At 39.3% G+C, this 20299-nt stretch carries 16 protein-coding genes; 7 read left to right on the top strand and 9 right to left on the bottom strand.

What is annotated here, in order from left to right; genetic code table 11:
• The first annotated feature begins 65 nt into the window (after nucleotides 1-65).
• Entirely contained in the window at nucleotides 66-722 is a 657-nt protein-coding gene (locus SK086_RS06545) for a TrmH family RNA methyltransferase (RefSeq protein WP_324690551.1), read from the top strand.
• On the opposite strand, the gene SK086_RS06540 is transcribed toward SK086_RS06545, so the two are convergent.
• The 3 genes from SK086_RS06540 to SK086_RS06530 all read right to left on the bottom strand — a co-directional run bounded on the left by SK086_RS06540 (nucleotide 723) and on the right by SK086_RS06530 (nucleotide 4477).
• Nucleotides 723-1511: a carboxypeptidase-like regulatory domain-containing protein gene (locus SK086_RS06540; protein WP_324690550.1), complete on the bottom strand. Its 789-nt coding sequence runs from the start codon at nucleotides 1509-1511 to the stop codon at nucleotides 723-725. It lies immediately after the preceding gene.
• 204 nt (nucleotides 1512-1715) lie between these two features.
• Nucleotides 1716-3635 carry a DEAD/DEAH box helicase gene (locus SK086_RS06535; protein ID WP_324690549.1) on the bottom strand — a complete coding sequence of 640 codons (1920 nt, stop codon included), beginning with the start codon at nucleotides 3633-3635 and terminating at the stop codon, nucleotides 1716-1718.
• 269 nt (nucleotides 3636-3904) lie between these two features.
• Nucleotides 3905-4477, bottom strand: coding sequence for a non-canonical purine NTP diphosphatase (locus SK086_RS06530; RefSeq protein ID WP_324690548.1), 573 nt, complete (start codon nucleotides 4475-4477; stop codon nucleotides 3905-3907).
• A 166-nt stretch (nucleotides 4478-4643) separates the two neighbouring features.
• Between SK086_RS06530 and SK086_RS06525 the strand changes: the two genes are divergently transcribed.
• A complete protein-coding gene (locus SK086_RS06525; RefSeq protein ID WP_324690547.1) occupies nucleotides 4644-7028 on the top strand; it encodes a hybrid sensor histidine kinase/response regulator in 2385 nt (794 codons plus the stop codon).
• 107 nt (nucleotides 7029-7135) lie between these two features.
• Nucleotides 7136-8395, top strand: a complete 1260-nt coding sequence (locus tag SK086_RS06520; RefSeq protein WP_290874597.1) for an aminotransferase class I/II-fold pyridoxal phosphate-dependent enzyme — start codon at nucleotides 7136-7138, stop codon at nucleotides 8393-8395.
• Nucleotides 8396-8493: 98 nt separating this feature from the next.
• Here SK086_RS06520 and SK086_RS06515 read toward each other — a convergent pair whose 3' ends face one another.
• Nucleotides 8494-9003 carry a hypothetical protein gene (locus SK086_RS06515; RefSeq protein WP_324690546.1) on the bottom strand — a complete coding sequence of 170 codons (510 nt, stop codon included), beginning with the start codon at nucleotides 9001-9003 and terminating at the stop codon, nucleotides 8494-8496.
• A 90-nt stretch (nucleotides 9004-9093) separates the two neighbouring features.
• Here SK086_RS06515 and SK086_RS06510 point away from each other — a divergent pair, with 90 nt between their 5' ends.
• Nucleotides 9094-9240, top strand: a complete 147-nt coding sequence (locus SK086_RS06510; protein ID WP_324690545.1) for a hypothetical protein — start codon at nucleotides 9094-9096, stop codon at nucleotides 9238-9240.
• A 48-nt stretch (nucleotides 9241-9288) separates the two neighbouring features.
• Here the strand turns inward: SK086_RS06510 and SK086_RS06505 are convergent, their stop codons facing one another.
• The gene (locus SK086_RS06505; RefSeq protein WP_324690544.1) at nucleotides 9289-12714 is read right to left on the bottom strand and encodes a methylmalonyl-CoA mutase family protein; all 3426 of its coding nucleotides are present in this window, start codon (nucleotides 12712-12714) and stop codon (nucleotides 9289-9291) included.
• 173 nt (nucleotides 12715-12887) lie between these two features.
• On the opposite strand from SK086_RS06505, the gene SK086_RS06500 reads away from it, so the two are divergent.
• Nucleotides 12888-13622 (top strand): DUF4197 domain-containing protein, encoded by a 735-nt coding sequence (locus SK086_RS06500; RefSeq protein ID WP_324690543.1) that lies wholly within the window; start codon nucleotides 12888-12890, stop codon nucleotides 13620-13622.
• Nucleotides 13623-13773: 151 nt separating this feature from the next.
• On the opposite strand, the gene SK086_RS06495 is transcribed toward SK086_RS06500, so the two are convergent.
• The 4 genes from SK086_RS06495 to prfA all read right to left on the bottom strand — a co-directional run bounded on the left by SK086_RS06495 (nucleotide 13774) and on the right by prfA (nucleotide 17204).
• On the bottom strand, nucleotides 13774-14589 hold the full coding sequence (locus SK086_RS06495; RefSeq protein ID WP_324690542.1) for an ABC transporter substrate-binding protein: 816 nt from the start codon (nucleotides 14587-14589) through the stop codon (nucleotides 13774-13776).
• 8 nt (nucleotides 14590-14597) lie between these two features.
• Nucleotides 14598-15098 (bottom strand): hypothetical protein, encoded by a 501-nt coding sequence (locus SK086_RS06490; RefSeq protein ID WP_324690541.1) that lies wholly within the window; start codon nucleotides 15096-15098, stop codon nucleotides 14598-14600.
• Entirely contained in the window at nucleotides 15095-15916 is an 822-nt protein-coding gene (gene pyrF / locus SK086_RS06485) for an orotidine-5'-phosphate decarboxylase (protein ID WP_324690540.1), read from the bottom strand. The genes SK086_RS06490 and pyrF overlap by 4 nt, the downstream gene beginning before the upstream one ends.
• Nucleotides 15917-16130: 214 nt before the next feature.
• The gene (prfA, locus tag SK086_RS06480; protein WP_324690539.1) at nucleotides 16131-17204 is read right to left on the bottom strand and encodes a peptide chain release factor 1; all 1074 of its coding nucleotides are present in this window, start codon (nucleotides 17202-17204) and stop codon (nucleotides 16131-16133) included.
• A 243-nt stretch (nucleotides 17205-17447) separates the two neighbouring features.
• On the opposite strand from prfA, the gene SK086_RS06475 reads away from it, so the two are divergent.
• Nucleotides 17448-17924: a DUF6265 family protein gene (locus tag SK086_RS06475; RefSeq protein ID WP_324690538.1), complete on the top strand. Its 477-nt coding sequence runs from the start codon at nucleotides 17448-17450 to the stop codon at nucleotides 17922-17924.
• A 178-nt stretch (nucleotides 17925-18102) separates the two neighbouring features.
• Nucleotides 18103-20253, top strand: a complete 2151-nt coding sequence (locus SK086_RS06470) for a TonB-dependent siderophore receptor (RefSeq protein WP_324690537.1) — start codon at nucleotides 18103-18105, stop codon at nucleotides 20251-20253.
• Nucleotides 20254-20299: the final 46 nt, after the last annotated feature.

Genomic DNA, 20299 nt, shown 5'->3' with positions numbered 1-20299 from the left:
TTATTTTGAAGGATTATTTGATTTTAAAGCTACGCATTTTTGCTATTTTTGGCAAAACAATTTTTATGATTGACCTTGATTACTTGAAATACCTCGAAGGCTTTTTAACCGACAGTCGGAAACAACGCTTTCTAGAAGTATTAAAAAACCGAACCAATCACTTTACCATTGCTATGGAAGATGTTTATCAACTGCATAATACCAGTGCGGTTATGCGAAGTTGTGAAGTTTTCGGGATTCAGGAACTCAATGTAGTAGAGCAAAAATTCGGCAAACGAATCGACACCGAAATTGCGATGGGCGCTCAAAAATGGGTCGACATCAACCGATACAACTCGATGCAAAACTGTATCGATTCCCTACGAGACAAAGGTTATCAAATCATCGCCACTACACCGCACAACGATTCTTGTTATTTACACGAATTCGATATCACTAAAAAAAGTGCTATTTTTTTCGGAACAGAAAAACAAGGCTTATCTCCCGAGGTAATTGAACAAGCCGACGGTTGCTTAAAAATTCCTATGGTCGGTTTTACGGAGAGTTTGAACATTTCGGTTTCAGCGGCTATCATCATTCAAGACATCACCACTCGCCTTCGCCAATCGGATTTGAACTGGGAATTAAGTCCGGAAGAAATTCTGGAAAAAAGGTTGCTATGGGCTAAAAATTCGATCAAAGACATCAAGCGCATTGAAGAGCGCTATTACGCAGAACTATAGTTATTCCTTGATGTATTTTTCGTGTTTTTTCGACAATACTTTGTATTCTTCGTAACAAGAACTAATAGCGTCCATAATTTGTAAATCGTTGGCCGTTTGAATAAAAGATTCCGAATAATTACAACGCTGCAATATCTCGGCTATGTCTTTTTTATCTACACCCAAAAGTACTGCTATGGTTTCGCGGTCAAACTTCGATTCCAATAAATTCCGAACGGTATCGTCTTTCTTCATCGCTTTCAGCTTTTTGAGCTCTTTGGGTTTGTTGCCAAAGAAATTGTACAGCATATCGGCGGGATTGAAAATCGAACCCAATACGCGACTAAAAGCATTGGGAGAACTTTCCCCGGCTTCATAAGCTTGCGGCAATCCGGAAATGCTGTAACGGTAATTTTCTTTTTCAGGAATGAGTTTAGAATCGACTTCTAAGTAACCGGTCAAATCATATTTGCGTACTATCACTTCTTCCAAAGCAATGGCTTTTTCGGTCATTAAAATTTTAGCCGTACCGTTTTTAATCCAATCGTTGGTCACACGAACGCGCAACGAGCGATAGCCTAAAATAGAGATGTGCAAAGTGTCACTAACGCTGACTTCCATCTCGAAATAACCGCTGGTATTAGTGGTTACCCCTTTGACTTTGTTGATATTAATGATGTTAGCATTCGGAATCGGTAACAAACTATTATCGTTCACAATGGTACCGGAAACTTTTTGAGACACCGTATTAACCTGAGCCGAAGTGGTAAAGGCTAGTAAAAAAAGAATAGAAAGTAAAAAGTATTTCATAGCTGTTTTTGATGGTTTAAAAGTATGAAACTCTTTTAAGAAAACGGACGGTTACGACACAGAATTAGAAGAAAATTAACAAATACAACCAAACACCTCAGAAAAAAGTATTTTCACCGCAATTTTCAATAGGGTAAAATCAAAAAACTCCGTTTTACCAAAGCAAAACGGAGTTGTCTATTTTAATAAGAAATTCGTAAAATACTAGCTTCTTCTCGGTCTACGGTTTTTAGCCGCTTCAAACGAGCGTCCTGCCGGTCTGTCGGAATTGCTTTCAGAAGAACGTCTTGGTGCGCTGCCTTCTCTTTGAAAAGAACCGGGTTCTCTTCTTGATCTGTCTGAACTTCTTTCGCTTCTGAAGCCACCTTCTCTTGGAGCTGAACTTCTGTCACTTCTGAAACCGCCCTCTTTTCGTGGTCCGAAACTTCCGCCACCGCTTCTTCCTCCGAATCCGCCTGAGCTTCTTCTTTCTCCGCCACCACTTCTTCCGTTGTGGTCACGTCTGTCGCGACTTCCACCTTCATTTTTCGAAATTTCAACGTTGATGCGACGGCCGTTAAGGTCAAATCCGTTGAGAATCGACATTACTTTATCAGTGTGTTCCCCATCGGTATTAAAGAAAGAGAAACCTTCTTTTACATCTACTTTAAATACGTCATCACGACCCAAATCTAACGTTTCTTTCAAGAAGTCTTTCAACTGCATCCAATCGAAATCGTCACGAGCACCAATGTTTACAAAATAACGTACCGGATCGCCGGCTCTGATTTCTCTTGGTTCCGAAGAACCTCTGTCTGATTTCTCACCCGATAAATCGCGTTTCTTTTTGTAGTAATTAATGAATCGATTGAATTCAACCGACACCATTTTCTTGATTAATTCTTCTTTGGTCAACCCATCCAAAACTTCATTAATAGCCGGTAAATAGTTATCTATTTCGTGGTCTACTTCAGTGTCTTTGATTTTGTTAGCCAAGTGTAACAATTGGATTTCACAAATTTCGATGCCGCTTGGAATAGTCTTCTCTTCAAATTTTTGTTGGATGATTTTTTCAATCGAATGAATCTTGCGAATCTCACTTTTAGTGATGATTACAATAGACGTTCCCAATTTTCCGGCACGACCGGTACGGCCTGAACGGTGATTGTACGTTTCAATTTCATCCGGCAATTGATAGTTTACTACGTGCGTTACGTTGTCTACGTCAATACCACGAGCCGCAACGTCTGTGGCCACTAACATTTGAATCTGTCTGCCACGGAACGATTTCATTACACCGTCACGTTGTGCTTGCGACAAATCGCCGTGCAAAGCAGCTGCGTTGTAACCGTCTTCAATTAATTTTTCCGCTACCGCTTGCGTATCGCGTTTGGTACGACAAAATACTACGGAAAAAATATCCGGATTCGCATCGGCCAAGCGTTTCAAAGCTTCGTAACGATCACGAGCATTCACTACATAAAATTCGTGTGACACGGTTTTAGAACCTGAGTTTTTATGTCCTACGGTGATTTCTACCGGATTGGCCATAAATTTCTTCGCAATACGCGCCACTTCTGCCGGCATAGTAGCCGAAAATAACCAAGTGTTTTTCTCATCTGGAGTATCTGATAATATCGAAACGATATCGTCATAAAATCCCATGTTCAACATCTCATCTGCCTCGTCAAGAATACAGTAATTGATGTTTTTAATATTCACAAGCCCACGATTAATCATGTCTTGCATTCTACCGGGTGTGGCCACAATAATTTGTGCGCCACGCTTTACTTCTCTGGCTTGTTCCGTAATGCTTGCACCACCATAAACTGCCACTGTATGTAAACCCTTTACATATTTTGAGTATTGTTTAATCTCGTTGGTGATTTGTAAGCATAGCTCACGCGTTGGTGATAAAATTAACGCTTGCGTACTTCTGTCTTCGGCATCAATTTTTTGAATAAGCGGAAAACCAAAAGCGGCGGTTTTCCCTGTTCCTGTTTGCGCTAAGGCAACCAAGTCTGTGTTTTGTTCCAATAGTGCCGGAATCGCTTTTTCCTGGACTTCTGACGGATTCTCAAATCCTAGATCTTTGATCGCCAGCAGTAACGATTCATTCAGACCTAATTGTTCAAATTTATTCATATAAAGTTTTAAAATTTGGGGCAAAGGTAGTCTTTAAAAACCATATACGCTAATTTGTTAGTGACTGAAAATTAATAAGTTAACTTTTGCTTAACAAAGTAACTGAGTTTCTGAGTCGCTGAGTAACTGAGTTGGGCCACTATTTTGAGTAGATTTTTAAGGTTTAGGAGCGGAACCATTTCTTTTCTCAGCACCACTGCTCCCGCCATCCGCACTACTCGGTAGTTTGCTTCTGTCGGGGCTAAAGGAACTAATCTTTTCTACGGGAATCAGTGACTCAAAAAATCCACCAACTGCTTTACCGCCAAGCCACGGTGACTGATAGCTGATTTTTCCGCCATAGACAATTCGGCAAAAGTTTGGGTATATCCATCGGCTATAAAAATCGGATCATAACCAAATCCGTTATTGCCTTTTTTTGCTGTAGTAATCTGTCCGTTAATGATGCCGGTAAACAACTGTTGCTTGCCATTGAGATTCAAACAAATCACCGTTTTAAAATGTGCTTTTCGATTGTTATTGCCTTTTAAATTCGCCAACAACTTGTCCATATTATCATTCGAATCTTTCTGCTCACCGGCATAACGCGCCGAAAAAACGCCCGGTTCACCATTCAAAGCGGCCACTTCCAAACCGGTATCATCGGCAAAACAGGCATAACCAAATTTTTCGGTCACATAATTCGCTTTTAAAATTGCATTGCCTTCAATGGTATTTGCCGTTTCCGGTATATCGTCAAAACAACCAATGTCTTCCAAACTCAAAACCTGAATGGTTTCGGGCAATAACAATTGAATTTCTTTGATTTTATTGGCATTATTTGAAGCGAAAACAAGTTGCATGATAATCTCTTTTTATAAATGACAAAGGTATTTAATTTATAGAGCCATCAATTTTAAAAATAGAAAAACCATTAAAGTGTCATTTTATTAAAATAAACTTGTAAACCAAAAACCAAAAAACAATCTTTTGCGTACATAGTTTCGCAAACAAAAACAAAACCCAACAATGACGAGAAACAGCCCAATCTTTCATTGTTTCAAATACTTATGGCTATTGGCTTTTTTGTGCTTGAACACAAACTCAGCCTACAGCCAGTATTTGTTACAAAAAGCAACCGATTCCGGTAAACAATCTATACATCAATTAGCCCAATATGTTGATTTAGGAAACCAAGCACTCAGTTTTGAAGAAGTGCGACAATCCAAAACCTTACAGTTTATTCCAATGCCCAACGAGAATACTGATTTTGGTTTTACTACACATCACATTTGGGTTCGATTCCAACTCAAAAATACGACTGAGGAAAAAGAGGTCTACTTCTTCGAAACTGCTCGTCCAATAACCGATGTAGCAGAACTTTTTGTGATTGACTCCTCTAACAAAGTACGAAAATATCGCAGCGGTGATGCCATTCCCTATCACGAAAGAAATTTCGATCATCGCAAGACGATTTTTAAAATTGTATTGGAACCCAAAACACACCAACAGTTCTATTTGCATGTAAAAAGTGATGGCGAAATGTTATCGATGCCCATGATTCTCTATTCTATGGAAGCTTTAATTCAAACCACTTCTTTTGAGCAGTTTGTTTTTGGCTTTTTCTATGGTATTCTAATCATAGCCGCCATTTTGTACTTGTTCTTCTTCTTTGCGATGCGCGATAAAACTTTTTTTTATTACAGCATGTATGTGGTTTTTATCGGTCTGTTGCAGTTCTCTATTGACGGCTATTTTTACCAATTAATTACTCCGGAATCCGGCTGGCTTTCATTGCATGCTGTAATTATTTTTGCTTGCATTGCCAATTTCTTTTTGGGCAGGTATGCCCAAGTTTTCTTAAAGATTAAGGAATACAACAAAACCATTACCTATGCCTTTTACACACTTTATGTGCTGAATGCAACTTTGTTTTTATCGCTTTTTATCTTTCCGAACTCCTTTGAACACTCCTATCCTATTGCCAATGGATTGGGTCTGATTGTGCTCAGTTTAATCATCGCGTCACAAATTGCCATTTACAGAAAAACCCAAAAGCTAGATCGCTTTTTTGCTACAGGTATTTTCTTTTTAGTCTCCGGTTTCGTTGTTTTTATTCTGAAAAACTTCAGTTTGTTGCCGCTTAATTTTTGGACAGAAAACGGTTCGAAATTAGGTACCGGAATGGAAGTCATTTTTCTTTCGCTTTCAATGGCCAACTTGATCCGAAATCTCAAAAACGAACGCGAGCAATTGCAAACTTTGGCGCTCCAACGCTCCGAAGAAATGAACGAACTCAAATCGTTTTTCTTATCTAACATCAGTCACGAGTTGCGAACACCTTTAAATGCCATCTTGAACACCGCCAAATCTATGGCTAAAGACTGTAAAGACGAGCAAATTCAGAACGGCAGTCAAATCATTAAATATTCAACGCATAGTTTGCTGAGTTCCATCAACGACATTTTAGACTTCTCCAAAATCGAGAAAAACGAAATCAAATTAGAATTAGCGCACTTTGATTTGGTTAAAACCACTGAACATATTGCCAATAATTTTGCCAGAGAAGCAGCCGACAAAGGCCTCGACTTCTCTTTCCAAAAAGGTGAAGATTTGCCTGAAATGGTGAATGGTGATGTTGCCAGATTAAATCAAATCTTGCACAATGTATTAAGTAATGCTCTGAAATTTACCCATGAAGGTTTTGTCAAATTCAAATTGGAAACCCGAAAAGAAAAAGACAATCGAGTGAGTTTCCTATTTACGATAAGCGATACCGGTGTTGGAATTTCTAAAGAAAAAATCAACAGCATTTACGATTCTTTTTCCCAAGAAGGTATCAATAATAAAAGAAAGTTTGGTGGTTTAGGTCTTGGCCTATATATCGTTAAGCATTTGATAAACTTGCACAACGGGCGAATCAAAATTGACAGCACAGTCGACTTAGGAACGGTGTGCGAAATTGAGCTGACCTACGAAACCGTCGAAGTGCCTAAAAAAGCTTCGCTTCCGGGCAACGAATTGGAATACGACCTGCAAGGAAAAACCATTTTAGTAGTCGAAGATAATGCCATGAACCAAATGGTGATCAAAATGATTACCAAAAAATGGTTGAATACTACCGTAGAATTTGCCAATAACGGTGAAGAAGGCTTGAAAAAACTAACCGAAAACGATTACGACATTATTTTGATGGATTTACAAATGCCGGTGATGGACGGCTACGAAGCCACTATTGCCATCCGAAACGGAGAAGCCGGCGAACATAAAAAAGAAATTCCCATCATCGCCTTAACCGCCGATGTGATGGAAAGTACCAAAACGCGCGTCATCGAAATCGGGATGAACAAATATTTGTCGAAACCCGTTGACAAAGACACTTTATTCGAAATCGTAAAATTATTGGTAAGCTAGATAATATTTGGCTTTTCAACAATAAACGGTTCAAAATTTACCCCTGTTATGATTAGGAGTAAACTAAATTTATGCCTACTTTTGCCTCGTTTTTAAATACATTTACGATGGTAAAAGATTTATTCGAAAGAATACAAAACAATAAAGGTCCTTTAGGAAAATGGGCTTCACAAGCAGAAGGTTACTATGTATTTCCAAAATTGGAAGGCGAGTTAGGGCCGAGAATGAAATTCCACGGCAAAGACATTTTGAACTGGAGTTTGAATGATTATTTAGGATTGGCTAATCACCCTGAAGTACGTAAGGCCGATGCCGATGCTGCTGCACAATACGGCGCGGCTTACCCAATGGGCGCTCGTATGATGAGTGGTCACACCGATGCTCACGAACAATTAGAAAGAGAATTGGCTGCTTTTGTACAAAAAGAAGCTGCTTACTTATTGAATTTTGGGTACCAAGGTATCATGTCGGCTATCGACGCTTTGGTCACCAAAAATGATATTATCGTTTATGACGTTGATGCACACGCTTGTATTATTGATGGTGTTCGTTTGCATATGGGTAAACGTTTTACCTACAAACATAACGATTTGGAAAGCATGGAGAAAAACTTGCAACGTGCAACCAAAATGGCTTTGGAAACCGGCGGTGGTATTTTATTCATCACCGAAGGCGTATTCGGAATGCGTGGTCAACAAGGTAAATTGAAAGAAATTGTGGAAATGAAAAAGAAATACAATTTCCGTTTGTTGGTAGATGACGCTCATGGTTTCGGAACACTGGGTAAAACAGGAGCCGGCGCCGGAGAAGAACAAGGCTGTCAAGACGGTATTGATGTGTATTTCTCCACTTTTGCCAAATCTATGGCCAGTATCGGCGCTTTCTTAGCCGGAGATAAAGACATTATCGATTATTTAAAATACAACTTGCGTTCGCAAATGTTTGCCAAAGCGTTGCCAATGATTCAAACCGTTGGTGCTTTAAAACGTTTACAATTGTTGAGAGACAATCCCAGCTTGAAAGATAAACTTTGGGAAAACGTAAATGCGTTGCAAAACGGCTTAAAAGAAAGAGGTTTCAATATTGGCGACACCAACACTTGTGTAACACCGGTATACTTAGAAGGTTCCATTCCGGAAGCCATGGTGATGGTAAACGACTTAAGAGAAAACTATGGTATTTTCTTGTCAATTGTAGTTTATCCGGTAATCCCGAAAGGCATTATCTTGTTGCGTATGATTCCAACAGCTTCTCATACTTTAGCAGATATCAATGAAACGTTATCGGCTTTTGAGGCTATTAGAGAAAAATTGGTGAACGGAACTTATGCTAAATTGGCTGAAGCTAATGTTGAGAATATGGCATAATACAGAAGTTACTTCGATTGAAGTTTCTTAAGAATATACCTGATAAACATAAAAAAAACCATCCTAAACCGGATGGTTTTTTTATGCTGTAAAATTATTTATTGTTGGATCTTGATGATTTTACTTTCATCTATGTTGTAAGCGTTGACAACCGACTTATAATCGTTGTAATCAATGGTGCCATTCTTTCCAAAAGCAGCAGGAATTACTAACACTCGCAATCTCTGATTTAACCGTGAAGCGGAAGACAAACCAGCCAAATCATATCCTTCTAAGTATACTTCAGCATCAAATCTAGTGAAATTATAATCGTATCTATGGTCTAAAGTTCCATCATTGAAGTAATAACTTTCAGGCAATAACTTCCAAACATTTTCCCCTTGAAAAACATCGGTTAGCCTGTAAACCAAAACCATATCAGAACTGTAAATGCTATGTGGAAATTCCAATACTACCGTATAACTATTTGGTAAAAAGTTAACATTAGTATACTCAAAAACTTCACCTATGGTGTCGTTATCTATACCGTTTCCGGTGTCTTCATTAACAGTACAACTTTGTAGCGTTATCATCCCGATAAAAGCTAAAACAAGGGTAATTTTTTTCATAACATAATAATTTAAATGGTTGATGATATTTTCTGCAGTTCAATATTAATGCCAAACTTTCAATTTAAGATAATTTTATAACTTTGACCCATGAGCCGAAAGAATGCTAAAAATATAAAAACCTATAACGACAAGCTACACAAAGCACAAGATAAGGAAAAAGCTAAGAAAGCCGAACGCGCTGCTTTGCTGAAATCGATGGTGCGAAAATTTAATCAAAATCCGGATGATAAATAAAAACCTCACTAATAGTGAGGTTTTATCATTTTATAATTGTAGTTCAGCTTACATATTACGTCGGTACTGACCACCAACTTCAAACAAAGCGGAAGTAATTTGTCCTAACGAACAATACTTCGTGGCTTCCATTAATTTTTCAAACAAATTTTTATTGTTAATCGCCGCTTCTTGCAACCCGTTGATTTGCTCTTCTTCTTTGCCGGTGTTTGCTAGCTTAAGGTTATGCAACGTGGCTATTTGGAATTGCTTTTCTTCTTCCGTAGCGCGAATCACTTCGGCCGGAATTACCGTTGGCGATCCTTTGGAACTGAGGAAAGTATTCACACCGATGATTGGAAATTCACCCGTATGTTTCAAGGTTTCGTAGTACAAACTTTCTTCCTGAATTTTACTTCTTTGGTACATGGTTTCCATAGCGCCTAAAACGCCACCGCGTTCTGTAATGCGGTCGAATTCTTGTAACACAGCTTCTTCTACCAAATCGGTTAATTCTTCTATAATAAAAGAACCTTGTATTGGGTTTTCGTTTTTAGCCAATCCTAATTCTTTGTTGATAATCAACTGAATGGCCATCGCTCTGCGCACTGATTCTTCCGTTGGCGTGGTAATGGCTTCGTCGTAAGCATTCGTGTGCAAGGAATTACAATTGTCATAAATCGCATACAAGGCTTGTAACGTGGTACGAATATCGTTAAAGTCAATTTCCTGAGCGTGTAACGAACGACCGGACGTTTGAATATGGTATTTCAACATCTGTGCTCTTTCGTTAGCGCCGTATTTGTTTTTCATGGCTTTCGCCCAAATTTTACGGGCTACACGACCAATCACGGCATATTCCGGATCGATTCCGTTCGAGAAGAAGAACGACAAGTTCGGACCGAAATCGTTAATGTTCATGCCGCGACTTAGGTAATATTCTACATAAGTGAAACCATTCGCCAAAGTAAACGCCAATTGCGTAATTGGGTTGGCTCCCGCTTCGGCTATATGGTAACCGGAAATCGAAACTGAATAGAAATTGCGGACATTCTTTTGGATAAAGTATTCCTGAACGTCACCCATCAAACGCAGTGCAAACTCGGTAGAGAAAATACAAGTGTTTTGCGCTTGGTCTTCTTTTAAAATATCGGCTTGAACAGTACCCCGGACTTGCGTCAAAGTCTTGATTTTAATGTCGTCATACACTTCTTTTGGCAACACTTGATCACCGGTTACGCCTAACAACATCAATCCCAAGCCGTTGTTACCTTGTGGTAATTCGCCGTTATATCTTGGTCTTGGTAAACCTTTTTTCTTGTAGATTTCGTTGATTTTCTCTTCTACTTCTACTTGAAGGTTATTTTCAATAATATATTTTTCACAGTTTTGGTCGATGGCCGCATTCATGAAGAATCCTAATAACATTGGCGCCGGACCGTTAATGGTCATAGACACCGAGGTCATTGGGTGACTCAAATCGAAACCGGAATACAATTTCTTAGCGTCGTCCAAACAACAAATAGAAACACCGGCATTACCTATTTTACCGTAAATATCCGGACGCAAATCCGGATCGTTTCCGTACAAGGTAACCGAATCAAAAGCCGTTGACAAACGCTTGGCCGGCATACCTAATGACACATAGTGGAAACGACGGTTGGTTCTTTCCGGTCCGCCTTCTCCGGCAAACATGCGCGTTGGATCTTCGCCTTCTCTTTTAAACGGATACAAACCGGAAGCGAACGGGAATTCTCCCGGCACGTTTTCTTGTAAATTCCATTTTAAAATATCGCCCCAAGCTTGGTATTTTGGCAAAGCTACTTTTGGGATTTGCGAGTGTGATAAGCTTTCAGTATGCGTTTGAATTTTGATTTCTTTGTCGCGTACTTTAAAGCTGTAAACCGGATTTTTGTATTTATTGACTTTGTCGTTCCATGTGTGGATGATTTCCCAGTTGAACGGATCTAAGTTCATTTTAACGCGGTCAAATTCTTTCAACAATAAGTTTAAAAACTCTTTGTTATCATCATTGAAATTCAAACTGTTAGATTCGATTCCCGACTTGTCAATTTGCGGTTGCTTTTTGGCCACACTTTCAATGGTTTTGTAAATGCCATAAAGCTTTTGAGCCACTTCCACTTGCGTTAAAACCGTTTCGTCGTACTTGCGATTGTTCTCGGCTATCTCCGATAAATATCTTGTTCTGTGTGGCGGAATGACAAATATCTTTTCACTCATTTCACGAGTGATTTCGAAAGTCGATTGTAAATCGGCGCCCGTTTTCTCTACAATCTTGTCCATGATTTTTTTATAGAGTGTATTCATGCCCGGATCATTAAACTGTGAAGCAATGGTTCCGATAACCGGCATATCATCCGGATTCACATCCCACAAATTATGATTGCGTTGGTATTGTTTTTTTACATCGCGAATCGCATCCAGCGCCCCGCGTTTGTCGAATTTGTTAATCGCCACCAAATCGGCAAAATCCAACATATCGATTTTCTCCAATTGCGTGGCGGCACCAAACTCAGGGGTCATTACATATAAGGAAACATCCGAATGCTCTAATATTTCCGTATCACTTTGTCCGATACCCGATGTTTCTAAAATAATGATGTCGTATTTAGCAGCTTTTAATACTTGAATGGCTTCGTTTACATATTTAGACAGGGCCAAATTCGACTGGCGTGTTGCCAATGAACGCATATAAACTCTTGGATTGTTGATGGCATTCATTCGAATTCTGTCGCCCAACAAAGCACCTCCGGTTTTTCTTTTTGACGGATCAACTGAAATCAATCCGATGGTTTTTTCCGGGAAGTCGATTAAAAATCGACGCACCAATTCATCTACCAAAGACGATTTTCCTGCACCGCCGGTTCCGGTAATTCCCAGAACAGGAATGTGAGTCGTTTCATTTTTCTTATGGATGGCATCTAGTGTTTCTTTAGCCACTTCAGGAAAATTTTCTGCCGAAGAAATTACACGGGCAATCGCCGTAGGATTCTTTTCCTCTAAGTGATTGATTTCACCGTTGAGTTCGTTACCTACCGGAAAATCTGCTTGTTTTACCAAATCGTTAATCATGCCTTGCAAGCCCATGGCGCGGCCGTCATCCGGTGAATAGATTCGAGTAATGCCGTATTCGTGCAATTCTGAAATTTCCGAAGGCAAAATTACGCCTCCGCCACCACCAAAAATTTTGATGTGTCCGGCGCCTTTTTCTTTCAACAAATCGTACATGTATTTAAAGTACTCATTGTGACCACCTTGATAGGAAGTCATTGCAATCGCATTGGCATCTTCCTGAATGGCAGTATTTACCACTTCTTCTACACTGCGGTCGTGACCTAAATGTATTACTTCTACACCGGTGGCTTGGATAATACGACGCATAATGTTGATGGCCGCATCATGACCATCGAAAAGGGAAGCTGCAGTAACAATTCTTACTTTATTTTTAGGAATATAGGGCTGTTCTTGAACCATTGTTAAATAAGTGTCTGTTTTGAGGGTGCAATTTACAGAATTATTAAAAATTTCCCATTTAAAATCGGAAAAATAAAAAGCCTAAATGCGACAAATCCAGAAACGTTGAATTAACATTTATTTGCCATTTTTCGGCACGAAGATTGCTTACTTTTGAAAAAAAGAAACTGCTTATGAAAACAAAAGTTGCGCTACTCCTACTCGTTCCGTTTTTAGGAATTTCCCAAATTAAAATTTTAGACGATTTCAAAAAAAAGGTACCTACTAAAAGTTCACAAAGTTTAGGTTCGCTCACGTCCACCGATATTTCCAAAGGGTTGAAAGAAGCTTTGAATAAAGGCATTGAAAAGCAAGTCAGCAAATTAACCGCAACCGACGGCTTTTACAAAAACGAATTGGTCAAAATTTTACTACCGGAAGAATTACAAAAAGTAGATAAAACACTCCGCAAAATGGGCATGAGTAATTTGGCCGATGAAGGCATTTTACTATTGAATCGCGCCGCTGAAGAAGCCGTAAAAGAATCAACTCCGATATTTGTAGACGCTGTTAAAAACATGAGCTTTACCGATGCCAAAAATATTTTAATGGGCAATGAAAATGCGGCTACCACTTATTTACAGTCCACTACAACTAATCCGCTGTATGCCAAATTCAGTCCGGTGATTCAAAGTTCGTTAGCCAAAGTGGGTGCCGATAAAGTTTGGGCTAACATCATCAAAAAGTATAACAGTATTCCGTTGGTTACCAAGATTAATCCCGATCTGACAGATTACACGACTAACAAAGCCCTACAAGGCGTGTTTACAATGATTGCCCTGGAAGAGAAAGACATTAGAACGCAATTGAGTGCCAGAACTTCTCCATTATTGAAGAAAGTATTTGCGTTACAAGACAAAAAACCTTAATTTTTTAGAAATCAATAACATAAGAATAACAAAACCTTAACACAAGGACTTGAAATCGAGACTTATCTTTGTAGTGTAATAAAATTGGTTTTTTTATTATTTGGTTAGGTTAGTTAAAAAATGCCGGTGCTTGGGAAAGCATCGGCTTTTTTTATGCTAATTTATCACGTAGTTTTTTGAAGTAGGTAAAGGCTTTGACCAAGCGACTGCCATACCAAGAGAACATTTCGCCATCCACAAAAAAAGTTTTGGCGTGATGCGTAAATCGGCCTAATTCAAAGGCGTGTTCATCTTTAAAAGGAAACGGTTCCGAAGACAACAAGACCAAATCGGGATCGCCTTGCAAACGGATTTTTTTAATTTCAACCTCAGGATATCTGCCTGTAACATTAGGGTTGTTTTCGTAGATGTTTTGAAATTTATTCAGACGCAACATTTCGTTGATAAAGGTATCGCCACCGGCTACCATATAAGGATTCGCCCAGATAAAATAGGCGACTTTAAACGAAGATTGGTCTTGGATGAACTGCTGAAAATCACGCTGTACAAACTGAATTTTATCGTTCCATTTCTGCGCTTCGGTTCTTTTGTTGAACAACTGTCCGAAGTCGGTTATCATTTGGTAATTATCTTCCAAAGTGATGATATTGGTAACCCAAACCGGACAAATTTCAGCCAATTGTGCCACTATCTCGAGGGTGTTTTCTTCTTTATTAGCGATAATGATATCCGGTTGCAACAAACGTATTTTTTCAACATGGACATTTTTAGTCCCGCCAATGATTTTTTTGGTCGATTTGAAATGAAACGGATGCACACAGAATTTGGTAATCCCAACAATTTGTTCTTCTAATCCTAAATCGAACAACAACTCCGTTAAAGAAGGCACCAACGAAACAATACGCTTGGGCGTGCTTTTGAAAGTATGAGAAGTTCCTATTTGATCGGTAAGAGTCTTTTCGGTCATGAACAGTGCTAATCCTTATTTAAAAAAAGAGCTACTTTTTTATAGTTGCTAACAAACAGCAACCCGATAACAACGTTAATCACACTGATAATCCAATTCACATAATTAACAGAAAAAGCGGTATTCTCAAATTGATTAACCCTATTTCTGAATTCAGCCACAGTGTAATAAAGCACATCGGGGACATTATCTATAATAAGAAACCCGCCAATAATTACAACAGCCAACTTCAAAATACTCTCATTAGTAAGACTTCCTAAATCTATCTTCTCATCGTCAAAACCAGTGTCGAGCTTAAAAAACCTTATAATAGCATCTGTCTTAAAAATCAAAGTGATAAATAGACCCAATGAAACCAAAACGGCACTCAATATTACCAACAATAAAAGAGTATCAAACTGATACACTAAATTAACTGTATTGGAAGGTATGACTGTAAAAATGGTTAAAATTCCGGAGTAGAGTCCGAATGCCTTAATTAAGATTCTAAATAAATCGCGTTTGGTCATAAATTAATTTTTAAAATTCCTTCCATTTCCTGTTGCAATAGCAATGCTTCTTCCCTAGCCTTTTCGGCGAAATCAGCACCATTAGAAGCGTAAATTATAGCTCTGGAGGAGTTGATTAATAAACCTACGGCTTCGTTCATGCCGTATTTGCAAACTTCTGAAAGACTACCGCCTTGCGCGCCTACACCCGGAACCAACAGAAAACTATCGGGTACAATTTTTCGGATTTCGGCAAAATATTCGGCTTTGGTGGCGCCAACTACATACATCAAATTTTGACTGTTTTTCCAAGTTTTTGAGGTTTTGATTACCTTTTGGTACAACGCTTCGTGGTTTACATTTTGCGTTTGAAAATCGAAAGCGCCTTCGTTGGAAGTCAGCGCTAACAATATGGTGTGTTTGTTTTCGAAAGCCAAAAAAGGTTCTACACTGTCTTTGCCCATGTAAGGCGCAACCGTAACGCTGTCGAAGTTTAAGTCTTCCAAAAAGGCTTTGGCATACATGGTAGAGGTATTCCCGATATCACCGCGTTTGGCATCGGCTATGGTGAAGATTTCAGGATAGTTTTCGTTGATATAGTTGATGGTTTTTTGGAGCGATGTCCAGCCTTTTAATCCGTGGGCTTCATAGAAAGCCATATTGGGTTTATAGGAAACGCATAAGTCATGCGTTGCGTCGATGATGGCTTTGTTAAATTCGAAAATCGGATCTTCCAGCGTTAATAAGTGCGATGGTATTTTTTGTAAATCGACGTCCAAACCTATGCAGAGAAAGGACTTTTTGTTTTGAATTTGTTGAATAAGTTGTGTTGTTGTCATTATAGTTTGTTTGTGCGCAAAGTTCGCAAAGTTTTTGCAATGTTGGTTGTAAAAAATCACCCAAGCCCTCCGATAGTTCCCTCTTTAGCCCCGATGGGAGCAGCTACCCCCGAACCTTCGGGGTAGCGCGGACAGCGGGAACTGCCATTCCGGATAAAGCCCGAGCCATTCGCTTCCGACATAAAAAAAGCCTCAATGAATGAGGCCCGGTATCTTAGAAAACTTCGCTTTCTTTTAATTTTTCAGTGTTGGAAACCAATTGAAGTTCATCAATCATTTTTTGAAGGTTACCATTCATGAAGCCGTCAAGGTCGAAAATACTCAATCCGATTCGGTGGTCGGTAATTCTGCCTTGCGCATAATTGTAGGTGCGAATTTTAGCCGAACGGTCGCCACTACTCACCTGAGAATTACGTTTTTTAGCATCTTCCTCTTGCTTTTTGGCCAATTCCATTTCGTACAAACGCGAACGCAATACGGTTAAGGCTTTGTCTTTGTTTTTATGTTGTGATTTTTCGTCTTGACATTGGGCTACCAATCCGGTAGGAATATGCGTCATACGCACGGCCGATTTGGTAGTATTTACCGATTGTCCGCCCGGTCCTGAGGAACAGAAAAAGTCGATTCGCACATCGTTCATATCGATTTGCACGTCGAATTCTTCAGCTTCTGGCAACACCATAACGGTGGCTGCTGAAGTATGCACTCTTCCTTGGGTTTCCGTTTGCGGTACGCGTTGCACACGGTGAACACCGGCTTCGAATTTTAAAGTACCGTAAACATCTTCTCCGGTCACTTCAAAAATAACCTCTTTAAAACCGCCCGAAGTACCTTCGTTCATATCCACAACCGAAGTTCTCCAGCCTTTGCTTTCGCAGTATTTGGTGTACATACGGTACAAGTCGCCGGCAAAAATGGAAGCTTCATCACCACCGGTACCGGCACGGATTTCCACCATTACGTTTTTGGCGTCTTCCGGATCTTTCGGGATAAGCATGAACTTGATTTCTTCTTCCAATTGCGGCAAACGCTCTTTGGCTTCATCCAACTGCATTTTGGCCATTTCCACCATTTCGGCATCCGAGCCATCGGCTATAATTTCGTTGGCTTCATCGATATTTCCGGTCACGTTGATCAGCTCCTCACGTTTATCCATAAGGGCTTTCAAGGTTTTGTATTCCTGATTTAACTGTACGTAACGCTTTTGATCGGCAATTACATCGGGCTGAATAATCAAATCCGAAATCTCGTCGAAGCGCTGTTTTACATATTGTAATCTCTCTAACATTGTTGCAGTTTTCTTTTAAAAGTGTGCAAATTTAGGCAAAATAAAGCAATAAATTTTATTTTTTTTGGAGCTGTTTGCTGCGCCAGTCGCTGCGCTCGTGCCCTGCTGTACGCTGCAATCTTTTTGCCACAACGTTAAACCATAAGCGTTACAACATGACCAATGGCAAAAAGGATTTTCGCTACCATCAGGGCTAGTGACTCTTGCGTTTTTTTTGTACTATTGCAATACTAATGCACTATTATGAAAAAATCAATCCTTATTATAGCTATTGTTGTATTCGGTTCCTGCCAAAACAAATCCGACAAACAATTTGAGAAACTCGAAAAAATGAATTGGCTTATTGGCCAATGGGAGAATACTACTCCGGAAGGTTATTTAACTGAAACCTGGACCAAAACCAATGACAGTACTTTTTCGGGTCAAACCTATTTTATTATCAATAAAAAAGACACAGTACACAACGAAAGTATAGTGTTGACTCAAGTCAATGATGACTTGATTTATCGCCCAACTGTAAAGGGACAAAACAACGACGAACCGGTTGATTTTAAACTCACTTCAGAAGCAGAAAACAACTTTACTTTCGAAAATCCGAAACATGATTATCCTCAAAAAATTGTTTATAAAAAGGTCAACGAAAAGTCATTAGTGGCCACCATTTCCGGAAAACAACAAGGCAAACCAAGTACCGAAAGTTATCCGATGCAAAAGAAATAACCCAATAATTCTTAATAAATCTCATCAAATCTCGCCTAACCCGCGGGATTTTTTTATGTCTAAACGTAAGTAAATCAATTCGGTAAAAAATATTATTTATATTTAGTCTAAATAAGTTTTGTTATTTGTTTTCGTCTTTATAGATTTGCAATATTATTTTAATTTAATCTAAATAAGGATGAAAACCATAACAACCCTAGCTACTGCTTTTTTAGTGTCGATGGCAGCTTTTGGACAAGAAACCAAAAAAGATACCATCAATGCTTTAAAAGAAGTTGAAATCAACAACAACAAATACAAGTACAAACGAGAAAAAAGTACTACAGTCTCCAAAATGCCACTCAACAACATCGAGAATCCGCAAGTGTACAATACCGTTACGAGCGAATTACTCAAAGAACAAGTAGTCACCAACTTTAACGACGCCTTGAAAAACGCAACCGGAGTAACGCGTCTATGGGAATCTACCGGTCGTGGCGGCGATGGTGCCGAGTTTTATACCATGAGAGGATTTTCGGTACAGCCAACTATGGTGAACGGATTACCGGGCATCAATAACGGAAGCATAGACCCAATTAATGTCGACAATATTGAAGTTATCAAAGGTCCATCGGGAACCTTATTTGGCAGCAGTTTAATTTCATACGGCGGTTTAATCAACATCGTAACCAAAAAACCGCACCAAAACTTCAGTGGTGAAATCGGTTACAATGCCGGAACTTACGGTATGGATCGCATCACAGCCGATGTCAATGTGCCGCTGAATAAAGACGTTGCGGTACGCATTACTTCGGCTTACCAAAACGAAAACTCTTTTCAAGATGCCGGATTTTCTAAATCCATTTTCGTAGCGCCATCACTAAGTTATAAAGTAAACGATAAGTTATCATTTTTAATTAATACGGAATTCACTAACAGAACTTCGGCCAATGCACCCATGATTTTCTTGAGTCGTTATTCGCCTTTATCATTCAATTCGATCGACTTATTTGAACAGAATTATAAAAAATCATACACTTCAAACGAGCTAACCATCAGCAATCCGACCTTCAATTTACAAGCGCAAATGCTTTACAAATTGTCGGACAACTGGACTTCACAAACCGTTTTATCCAGAAGCAACAGCAAAACCAATGGCTATTACTCCTATTTGTGGGATTCAGCTAATGGCGACGAGTTTACGCGTTTTATCTCTAAACGAAACGGACAAACCCTTGCCACCGATATCCAACAAAACTTTATCGGCGATTTCAAAATCGGTAACCTCAAAAACCGCATGGTTATCGGTATCGATTATTACGCCCAAAATATTCTAAACGCCAGTAATAACTGGGTGGGCGCCGGAACGATTTCTTTGGTAAACCAAACCGATTCGGGTGCAGCCAATTTAACCCAAGCCGGTATCGATAACTTATTAGCCGGTACTTTCGAACCCAATTCGGATACCGAATCGCAAGTGGTGAGTGCTTATGTATCAGATGTCATCAATATTACCAATAAACTATCGGTGATAGCGAGTTTGCGTGTGGATGAATTCAGAGGAAAAACATCGGCTTACGCCGCTGAAGAAGTCAAAAGTCAGATTGCGGTTTCACCAAAATTCGGAGCCGTATACCAAATTATTGAAAATAAAGTTTCGGTTTTCGGAAATTATATGAATGGTTTTAAAAATATTGAACCCGGACAAAGAGCAGACGGACCAACCAATACCGTAGCCACCACTTTCGATCCGGAACAAGCAAACCAATACGAATTCGGTTTGAAAACTAATTTGTACAAAGACATCATTTCGGCTTCCTTGAGCTATTATGATATCAATGTAAAAAATCGATTAATGGCCGATGCTACCAACCCGAACGCTTCTGTACAAGGTGGCGAAGTAGAAAGCAAAGGCGTTGAATTAAGTGTAACGGTAAATCCGATTAAAGGTTTCAACATCATCGGTGGCTACAGTTACAATGACAGCGAAGTGACCAAAGACAATACCGATAGTGGCTATTTAGGCTTGCGTCCGGAAGAAGCCGGTCCGAAAACCTTAGTGAATTTGTGGGCGAATTATTTCTTTACCGAAGGAAAATTGAAAGGTTTCGGTTTGGGTATCGGCGGAAACCATGCGAGCGAGCACAAAACCTTGAACAGAGCCAATATCGGGACTTTTGCCTTACCGGATTACACTATTTTGAACTCGGCGCTATCCTATAACAACGATAAATTCAATATTACTTTAAAAGTGAACAATTTGTTCAACGAAAAATATTATACCGGTTGGTCAACCGTTACGCCTCAACGTTTGCGAAGTTTAACCGCCGGATTAACGTATAAATTTTAATCCTGATTAAAATTTGGTTTTTGTTTGTTTAATGGAACTCCTCATT

This window comes from Flavobacterium cheonhonense, assembly GCF_035671315.1.
Lineage (GTDB): Bacteria > Bacteroidota > Bacteroidia > Flavobacteriales > Flavobacteriaceae > Flavobacterium > Flavobacterium cheonhonense.
The sequence above is the reverse complement of the archived record's forward strand: the minus strand, read 5'-3'. Positions and strand labels throughout refer to the sequence as shown.

What these genes read in the sequence shown, in the direction of transcription:
- SK086_RS06545 (WP_324690551.1), top strand. Translation starts at nt 66, where the DNA reads ATGATTGACCTTGATTACTTGAAATACCTCGAAGGCTTTTTAACCGAC.
- SK086_RS06475 (WP_324690538.1), top strand. Translation starts at nt 17,448, where the DNA reads ATGAAAAAATCAATCCTTATTATAGCTATTGTTGTATTCGGTTCCTGC.
- SK086_RS06535 (WP_324690549.1), bottom strand. Translation starts at nt 3,635, where the DNA reads ATGAATAAATTTGAACAATTAGGTCTGAATGAATCGTTACTGCTGGCG.
- prfA (WP_324690539.1), bottom strand. Translation starts at nt 17,204, where the DNA reads ATGTTAGAGAGATTACAATATGTAAAACAGCGCTTCGACGAGATTTCG.
- SK086_RS06470 (WP_324690537.1), top strand. Translation starts at nt 18,103, where the DNA reads ATGAAAACCATAACAACCCTAGCTACTGCTTTTTTAGTGTCGATGGCA.
- SK086_RS06520 (WP_290874597.1), top strand. Translation starts at nt 7,136, where the DNA reads ATGGTAAAAGATTTATTCGAAAGAATACAAAACAATAAAGGTCCTTTA.
- pyrF (WP_324690540.1), bottom strand. Translation starts at nt 15,916, where the DNA reads ATGACAACAACACAACTTATTCAACAAATTCAAAACAAAAAGTCCTTT.
- SK086_RS06490 (WP_324690541.1), bottom strand. Translation starts at nt 15,098, where the DNA reads ATGACCAAACGCGATTTATTTAGAATCTTAATTAAGGCATTCGGACTC.
- SK086_RS06505 (WP_324690544.1), bottom strand. Translation starts at nt 12,714, where the DNA reads ATGGTTCAAGAACAGCCCTATATTCCTAAAAATAAAGTAAGAATTGTT.
- SK086_RS06510 (WP_324690545.1), top strand. Translation starts at nt 9,094, where the DNA reads ATGAGCCGAAAGAATGCTAAAAATATAAAAACCTATAACGACAAGCTA.
- SK086_RS06525 (WP_324690547.1), top strand. Translation starts at nt 4,644, where the DNA reads ATGACGAGAAACAGCCCAATCTTTCATTGTTTCAAATACTTATGGCTA.
- SK086_RS06515 (WP_324690546.1), bottom strand. Translation starts at nt 9,003, where the DNA reads ATGAAAAAAATTACCCTTGTTTTAGCTTTTATCGGGATGATAACGCTA.
- SK086_RS06500 (WP_324690543.1), top strand. Translation starts at nt 12,888, where the DNA reads ATGAAAACAAAAGTTGCGCTACTCCTACTCGTTCCGTTTTTAGGAATT.
- SK086_RS06530 (WP_324690548.1), bottom strand. Translation starts at nt 4,477, where the DNA reads ATGCAACTTGTTTTCGCTTCAAATAATGCCAATAAAATCAAAGAAATT.
- SK086_RS06495 (WP_324690542.1), bottom strand. Translation starts at nt 14,589, where the DNA reads ATGACCGAAAAGACTCTTACCGATCAAATAGGAACTTCTCATACTTTC.
- SK086_RS06540 (WP_324690550.1), bottom strand. Translation starts at nt 1,511, where the DNA reads ATGAAATACTTTTTACTTTCTATTCTTTTTTTACTAGCCTTTACCACT.